The 6,797-nt window shown below is 61.1% G+C and carries 8 protein-coding genes; 1 reads left to right on the top strand and 7 read right to left on the bottom strand.

Annotated elements, in window-relative coordinates; translation table 11 throughout:
* Window positions 1–85: 85 nt before the first annotated feature.
* A complete protein-coding gene (locus tag PFU01S_RS20875; protein WP_027916579.1) occupies window positions 86–310 on the bottom strand; it encodes a DUF3820 family protein in 225 nt (74 codons plus the stop codon).
* Window positions 311–501: 191 nt separating this feature from the next.
* Between PFU01S_RS20875 and PFU01S_RS20870 the strand changes: the two genes are divergently transcribed.
* Window positions 502–978, top strand: coding sequence for a PA2169 family four-helix-bundle protein (locus PFU01S_RS20870; protein ID WP_028688224.1), 477 nt, complete (start codon window positions 502–504; stop codon window positions 976–978).
* Here PFU01S_RS20870 and PFU01S_RS20865 read toward each other — a convergent pair.
* From PFU01S_RS20865 to PFU01S_RS20840, 6 genes are all read right to left on the bottom strand, one after another.
* On the bottom strand, window positions 975–2,471 hold the full coding sequence (locus PFU01S_RS20865) for a sensor domain-containing diguanylate cyclase (protein ID WP_028688223.1): 1,497 nt from the start codon (window positions 2,469–2,471) through the stop codon (window positions 975–977). The two genes, PFU01S_RS20870 and PFU01S_RS20865, sit on opposite strands and share 4 nt — an antisense overlap.
* A gap of 136 nt (window positions 2,472–2,607) precedes the next feature.
* A complete protein-coding gene (locus PFU01S_RS20860) occupies window positions 2,608–3,942 on the bottom strand; it encodes an OprD family porin (protein ID WP_028688222.1) in 1,335 nt (444 codons plus the stop codon).
* 196 nt (window positions 3,943–4,138) lie between these two features.
* Window positions 4,139–4,363, bottom strand: a complete 225-nt coding sequence (locus PFU01S_RS20855; RefSeq protein WP_028688221.1) for a hypothetical protein — start codon at window positions 4,361–4,363, stop codon at window positions 4,139–4,141.
* A 351-nt stretch (window positions 4,364–4,714) separates the two neighbouring features.
* Window positions 4,715–5,449: a YkgJ family cysteine cluster protein gene (locus PFU01S_RS20850; RefSeq protein WP_028688220.1), complete on the bottom strand. Its 735-nt coding sequence runs from the start codon at window positions 5,447–5,449 to the stop codon at window positions 4,715–4,717.
* Window positions 5,446–5,757: a hypothetical protein gene (locus tag PFU01S_RS20845; protein WP_028688219.1), complete on the bottom strand. Its 312-nt coding sequence runs from the start codon at window positions 5,755–5,757 to the stop codon at window positions 5,446–5,448. Before PFU01S_RS20845 ends, PFU01S_RS20850 begins: the two co-directional genes overlap by 4 nt.
* An 85-nt stretch (window positions 5,758–5,842) precedes the next feature.
* On the bottom strand, window positions 5,843–6,742 hold the full coding sequence (locus PFU01S_RS20840) for a chemotaxis protein (RefSeq protein ID WP_027916572.1): 900 nt from the start codon (window positions 6,740–6,742) through the stop codon (window positions 5,843–5,845).
* Window positions 6,743–6,797: the final 55 nt, after the last annotated feature.

Raw genomic sequence — 6,797 nt, 5'->3', positions numbered from 1 at the left:
AAGCGGCCTTGCCGGGGCGCTCCTACAGGGAGCGGAGTCAGCGCTACACCGTGCCGTCCCGTGAGGGCGCGGTCGGCCAACCCGCTCAACAGCCATGCTTGCGCCGCAACGGCGCCAGCAGGTCAGCCAGGCCGTTATGGTCGACCTCATGCATCAACGCCAGCAACTCCCCTAGCTCTCCCGTGGGAAAGCCCTTGCGCGCAAACCACGCCAGGTAATCGCCCGGCAGGTCGGCAATGATCCTGCCTTGGTATTTGCCGAACGGCATGCTGCGGGTCACCAGCAGTTCGAGACGTTCCGGGTTGAACATTTTCGTACTCGTCATAAAGACGCCCACCATACTGCAAACTGCACGACCCACCTAAGCGGATCATGCAGAACGCGATGCATAGCAATTTGCCTTTATCTTTTAAGGTAATGATTTACAAGGGTTTATTTTTTTTGGAAAGCTGGCACGAAGGCTGCTCCTGTCTACTCATCAACCCTCAAGGAGTTTGAGTCATGAGCGATACCAACAAAGACGTGATCGATATTCTCAACGACCTGATCGAATACAGCAAAGACGGCCAGAAAGGCTTTCTGAAATCGGCAGAAGACGTCAAGAATCAATACCTCAAAGGCTTCCTGACCGAGCGCGCCACTGGTTGCGGCGAAGCTGTTAAGGAGCTTCAGGACGAGGTCCGTAAATTGGGCGGTGACCCGGAGACGTCCACCAGCTTCACCGGTGACCTGCACCGTGCCTGGATCGAACTTAAGACAGCCTTCACCAGCCATGATGACGAGGCGGTGATGAACGAGACCGAGCGTGGCCAGGACTATGCCCTGAAGGCGTACCGTCAAGCCCGTGAAAAGCTCGTCAAGCTCAACGTCCCTGCCGCAGCAAGCAGCCTGGAACTGGTCGATCGTCAGCTCCAAGGCGTGCAGAAAAATCATGATGAAGTAAAGGAGCTGCGTGACAAGGTCCGCGCTCAGTCCTAAGTGACCGGGCCTTCTACCCGGTTGCGGCCGTTGGCCTTGGCCCGGTAGAGCGCTTCATCCGCCCCACCCAGCATGGCTGCAAGGTCTTGCTGGGTGTGTGCGTTGAGGCTGCCAATACCGATGCTCACCGTGACCGGTTGGGTATCGTCACCAAAAGGTGCGAGTCGTGCGACGCTGCGGCATATTCGTTCCGCCAGCATCCGTGCCCCTTCCACGTCGGTTTCCGGCAGTACCACCTGAAATTCCTCCCCGCCATACCGGGCGGCCAGATCGGCCGGCCGACGGATACAGGCCTCGATGGCCTTGGCCACTTCGCGCAGTACATGGTCACCGCCCGCATGGCCGTGGCGCTGATTGAACGCCTTGAAATGATCCACATCCACCATCAGCACCGTCAGTGGTTGGCGCGTACGCTGTGCACGTGCCCATTCAAGGCGCAGCACTTGGTCCAGGTGCCGACGGTTGGCCAGGCCGGTCAGGCTGTCGGTCGCGGCCAAGGTCGCCAGGCGCTGTTCAGCCTGGAAGCGGCGACGCAGCTCGCGACTGAGCAGCCAGGTCAACCAGATGATGCCCGCACACAGCAGCCCGGTGGCAACGCTGACCAGCAGTGCCGTACGGCGCCATGACGCGAACACCTCGTCGGTGGCATGCACCACCAGCACGATCAGCGGCAAGTCGCCCACGCGGGCAAAGGTATACATGCGCTCGCCGTCATCCCCGGCGGAGGCCGCGACGAAGCTGCCACTCTGCTGCCCGAGTATTCGCTGGAAATTGGGTTTGCCGGCATGCTGGCTACCGACCGATGGATCGGAGGGGCCCATGGGCTGGCGGGCCAGAAGCTGGCCTTCGACGTTGAGCAGGTTCACGCTGCTGTTGGCGCCGATATCCAGGCGTTTGAACAGATCGGTAACGTAGCCAAGGCGCAGCGCGCCAGCCGCGATGCCTGCGAAATCACCGTTCGGGTCGGTGATGCGCCGGCTGAAACTGATGCACCAGTCCAGGTCGCCCAATCGGGCCTTGAACGGCGGCCCCACCAGCAGGGTGGTGTTGGGGTTGTGCAAATGGGTCTGGAACACGCCTGTGTCCCGGAAGTTGGCCTTGCGCGGTACGCTGCTGGTCGAATCGCCTACCACGTCACCGTTGCTGTTCAGCCACAGTACATCCCCACGCTTGCGGTCGGCGAAGGTGTCATCGAACAGCAGCCGCTGGCGCAGGGGGCCGGGTACGGAGGGCAGCTCCTTGCGGCCTACCGCCCAGATCAGCCTTTGCAGGGCCTGATCGTAAAGCTCGACATTGCGCAAAATGTCACTTTCGATCAATTGCACGATGTTGTTGGCCGAGCGTACGGCCGATTGCTCCACGCTTTCACGCTCGCGCATCAGCAAGTAGCTGACGATGGCCACGATGGCGAACACGGCCAGGCAACTGCCCAGCACGAGAGCAAGTTCGGGGTGCGACCGGGAGGGGGGGAGGCGTAACGGTGAGGTAGGCATGGTCGCGACTGCTGGGGGCCATTTGCGGCGGCGACATTCTAGGCAAGTGAAGATTGTCGGACAAGTTCGTCCGACGGAATTACCGTGCGGCAGGGGTTCCCCTGCCGCGCTGATCAGCCAGTGATTGCAGTGACTGTCAGAACACGTTCAAGGGATAGTCGACAATCACGCGCATCTCGTCGTTGTTGCTGTTGCCGTCAATCGAGGCGTAGCCCTGGCCGCCGCGGTGCGTGGCATACCGTACCAGTACCGAGAGGTCTTTGAGGTCGCCTTCCTGGAACACGTACTTGATGTCCAGGTCGCGTTCCCAGTGCTGGGCATCCTTGCCATCGGCCCGGTAGTAATCGTAGTGGCTGTTGCCCTGGGCGGCCTTGGTCAGGTCGGCCTTGCCCCGCGAGTAAGACAGCGATGCGCTCAAGCCGGGCAAGTCGAGGCCGGCGAAGTCGTACCCGTACTGAAGTTTCCAGGACCGCTCGTTCGGCGCGTTGAAGTCCGAATACATGCGCGAGTTGTCCAGGTAGACGCTGTCACCGAGGTTGATGTAGTCGAACGGGGTATCGCCGTTGACCCGCTGATAGGCGGCCGTCACGGTATGGGCGCCCGCATTGAGTGTCAGGTGAAGGCTGTAGGTATTGTTGTCGATGCTGCCCAGCAAGGCCCGGCCTGTGTCTTGCGTGTGATAAAAGTGGGCGCCAGGGTTGAGGCTGACCTGCTCGTTGACCACGTAGGTGTAGTCGAAGTCGGCGTAGTACTGGTTCCAGATATCCTTCAGTTCGGCCGCATACACGCTGGTAGTGATGTTGGGTGTACCGCTCCAGGCTGCGCCCGCCCAGCTCAGGTGCTTGCTCTTGCCGCGCTCATCCAGCGAGCCATAGTAGGTATCGATACGGCGGTGGCCGCTTTGGTTGTAGGGCTTGGTGAAACTGACCTTGCCACCCTCAAGCAGCAGCCCCTCGACGCTGGTGTTGATCAGGCTGATACCCCGGAACGTTTGCGGCAGCATGCGGGTTTCGCCACCGGCGATCACGGGGTTGGTCAAGAACAGGTCGCCGGCCTTGAACTCGGTGTCCAGCGCCTTGAGCTTGAGCGCCGCGCCTGCTGTGGAAAACGAATGCGGGGCAGCGCCCAGTTCGCCGTCGCCTTTCACATGTGTAGGCAGAATGCTGGTGCCTGCATGACCACCGCCACCGTCCAGCTTAACCCCCAGCATGGCGTGCGCGTCGAGACCGAAACCGACGATGCCTGGCGTGTAACCGGATTCGAAGCGCGCCACTGCCCCTTGACCCCATTCCCGCGTATCGCGTGCACCCTGATTGTGGGAGTCGCGGTTGAAATAAGCATTGCGCAGGTGCAGGTTCAACGATGAACCCGCTACAAAACCTTCGGCATTGTCATCGGTGGCCTGGGCCGTGACGGGAATACTTGCACTGAGCGCAATGAAAAGCGGGGTGAAGCGAAACGCGAAAGACACCGGTATTGACTCCTTGATCGGTAGGCGGGGCAGTGCTTGTTGTAGGAGATGGTCATGCTTGCTGCATGACGAATCTGCCAGGGGAAAACCCAGCGCATACGAAAAAAAGCCGCTGATAGGGCAGCGGCTTTTTAGAGGCTAACATATTGAAACAGATGAATCCCATGGCGGATGTTGAACGCGCCGAGGCGTAGGCTCAGCTGTCGGCGTCGGTATCGACAACCGCTTTGGACGCTGTCTGCTGCGAGGCTTTGACCGTCTCGGCATGCTGGGCGGCCACTGTTTCGCGGGCGTCCTGATGGGCCGCTGCGAACTCGGCGTTGCGGGCCACGAATGCGGGCGACTCTTCGGCCATGGCCAGGGGGGACAACAACAGGGACGACAGGACGAACACGCTGGCAATACCCATACTGTTGGACATTTCTAACTACCTTCTTGCGGTGCAAGTGCTAATGAGGACAGGGGTAAAGTTAGTCGTGTGAAGGCAGTTTAAACAGAGCGAAGTTGGATAAGCACTGTTGCGTAAAAGGTAAGTATCGGGGCTGGAATGGCGCAGATTGTCGTTGAAATGCCCGGTTTAGAGCCTTGTAGCGTGACGAAAGACAAGGCGCTCAGTGGGCGGTGTGAACACACCCTGTGAAAGGATCACCGAACCTTGTGAGTCGCGAAGCTGCGTGGCACGGCCACTGCGTAGGCCACTACAGCCGCAGCGGCGCCCCTGACCGGGTAAAACGGGCTGACGGTGTTCAAGCCAACATCACCCGTCCTGCCCCTAGAACCCGATAAAGGCGTAATAAACCGGTGGCTGGTCAGTCACCTGCACCCCAAGTGCCTGTAACTGGGCCTGCAATACAGCGTCTTCGACATGCAGAGCCCAAGACCCCCCTGTGTCCTGAGGATGCTCTGCAAGGGCTGTGGCAAATGCCTGCATGTCAGGCAGGTAGGCCGTGAAGCCGTTGCCCTTGAGCGCGCTGGTGGTCATGCCCAGTGCTTGGCAGACCGCCACCTTGGCCGCAATGTCTTCCCTGTCTGCCTGCCGAGAGGCCTGCACCAGCGCCTGCAACTCGGCATCGACCAGCTGTGTGCCGTGAATCAGCTCAGGCCCCTGTTGCCAGGCCTCGGGTGGGCAATCCTTGCTCTCGGGCCGCAAGGGAATGTGCGGGTTGATTTCAACCGGATAGATCCTGCACACCAGTGGGCGCTGGTCGTAAATGGCGCACAGGTCGTTGTCGTCCAGGTAGCGGCAACGGCCAGGGTTGAAGGCCGCGAAGGTCACCGACACCCGAACCTGGCCGTCGGCACTGGGCACGGCATGAGAGCGCAACAGCACATGTTCGCGTTGCTCAGGGGGCATGCCAGGGCCGTCCACCACGAATGCCTCTATCAGCACTATCACCTGCCCGCCGTCACGGGCCCAGCGCTGCGACTCGGCCAGGGTCAGGGGCACATGGTGGCCGCTGCAGCACTTGCCGCAGCCGGTGCAGGCGAAACGCAGGCTATCGCTCACTTGGTTTGCGGGCTCCATTCACTCACATACGCCCGCTGTTGCTTGCGGTCATACAGGCACAACTCGGTACCGGTTCGCTGCTTCATGTGCTTTTGCGGGTACAGGCCTTCGACCAGCAGGGCGCTCATGCCGGTCTGGTCGTCGAATTCGGCGGGCTTGCTACGGGCATAGGCGTTCTTGAACTGGCTGGCAGCCAGGCAGGCCTTGAGCATTTGCTGGCGGTGCTCGTTCCAGGCCTGGCTGCTGGAAGCCTGGACGAGGCCGCTGAACAGGGCGCAACTGATCAGGATGAGGCTGATACGTTTCATGCGTGGCTTCCTGTTGGTTGCGAAAGGGGGTATGGAAGTATGCCCCAGTCAGTCCGAGGGGCAAACCCGCCGCCGTGTGGGCAGGTCAGCGCTCGGCGAAGACCACCGCCCGCGCCGCCACCACCAGGCAGTCGGTCAACTCCGGGGACGAGAACTTGGTCAAGATGGCATTGGCCCCGGCCTGGGTCGCCTTTTCGCTGCTCATGGCGCTGTCCAGCGAGGTGTGCAGCAGCACATACACGTGCTGGAAATCCGGGCTTTCGCGCAGGCTGCGGGTGAAGGCATAGCCGTCCATCTCGCTCATCTCGATGTCCGAGACGATGACATTGATCTCCTGCGCCGTGCCTTGCAGCTCCAGCAGAATGCCGATGGCGTCCTTGGCACTGCGGGCGGTGCGGCATTCGATCCCCAGGTTGCGCAGGGTATGCACCGACTGTTGCAGGGCGACGTTGCTGTCGTCGACCACCAGGATGTTGGCGGCAGCCAGCAGGCTGGCGTCCTCGACGCTCAGGCCACTGGCGGGCAATTCGACGGGGGGCGGGGCGATGCCGTGAATGACCTTCTCGATGTCGAGCACCTGCACCAGGGTGTTGTCCACGCGGGTGACGCCCGTGATGAACGACTGTTTGCCCGCACCGTACGGCGGCGGTTTGATGTCGGTGCTCAGGCAGTGCACGATGCGGCTGACCGCTTGCACGTGCAGGCCCTGGCGTGAGCGGCTGATCTCGGTGACGATCAAACACCCGCCGTTGGGGTCGGCCAGCGGTTGCTCGCCAATGGCGCGGGACAGGTCGATCACCGACAGCGGATGCCCGCGCAAGGTCGCCACGCCTTTGACATGCGGGTGGGACTCGGGAAGCTTGGTCAGCGCCGGGCACGGAATGATTTCGCTGACCTTGAGCAGGTTGATTGCCATCAGCTTGCCGCTGCGCAGGGTGAACAACAGCAGGGACAACGCGTCCGCGCGGGCATTTTGCTTGGCCATGGTGACCTTCGGTGGGGAACAGGGGATGACAGGTTATCGGCCTGTTCCGTAAAGG

It is taken from the genome of Pseudomonas fulva NBRC 16637 = DSM 17717 (assembly GCF_000730565.1).
In the GTDB taxonomy this organism is placed as follows: domain Bacteria; phylum Pseudomonadota; class Gammaproteobacteria; order Pseudomonadales; family Pseudomonadaceae; genus Aquipseudomonas; species Aquipseudomonas fulva.
This window is presented reverse-complemented; position numbering and strand designations above follow the sequence as displayed.

Excerpts from the sequence above, each read along its gene's own strand:
- PFU01S_RS20875 (WP_027916579.1), bottom strand. The coding sequence starts at position 310 with ATGTTCAACCCGGAACGTCTCGAACTGCTGGTGACCCGCAGCATGCCG.
- PFU01S_RS20870 (WP_028688224.1), top strand. The coding sequence starts at position 502 with ATGAGCGATACCAACAAAGACGTGATCGATATTCTCAACGACCTGATC.
- PFU01S_RS20865 (WP_028688223.1), bottom strand. The coding sequence starts at position 2,471 with ATGCCTACCTCACCGTTACGCCTCCCCCCCTCCCGGTCGCACCCCGAA.
- PFU01S_RS20855 (WP_028688221.1), bottom strand. The coding sequence starts at position 4,363 with ATGTCCAACAGTATGGGTATTGCCAGCGTGTTCGTCCTGTCGTCCCTG.
- PFU01S_RS20845 (WP_028688219.1), bottom strand. The coding sequence starts at position 5,757 with ATGAAACGTATCAGCCTCATCCTGATCAGTTGCGCCCTGTTCAGCGGC.
- PFU01S_RS20840 (WP_027916572.1), bottom strand. The coding sequence starts at position 6,742 with ATGGCCAAGCAAAATGCCCGCGCGGACGCGTTGTCCCTGCTGTTGTTC.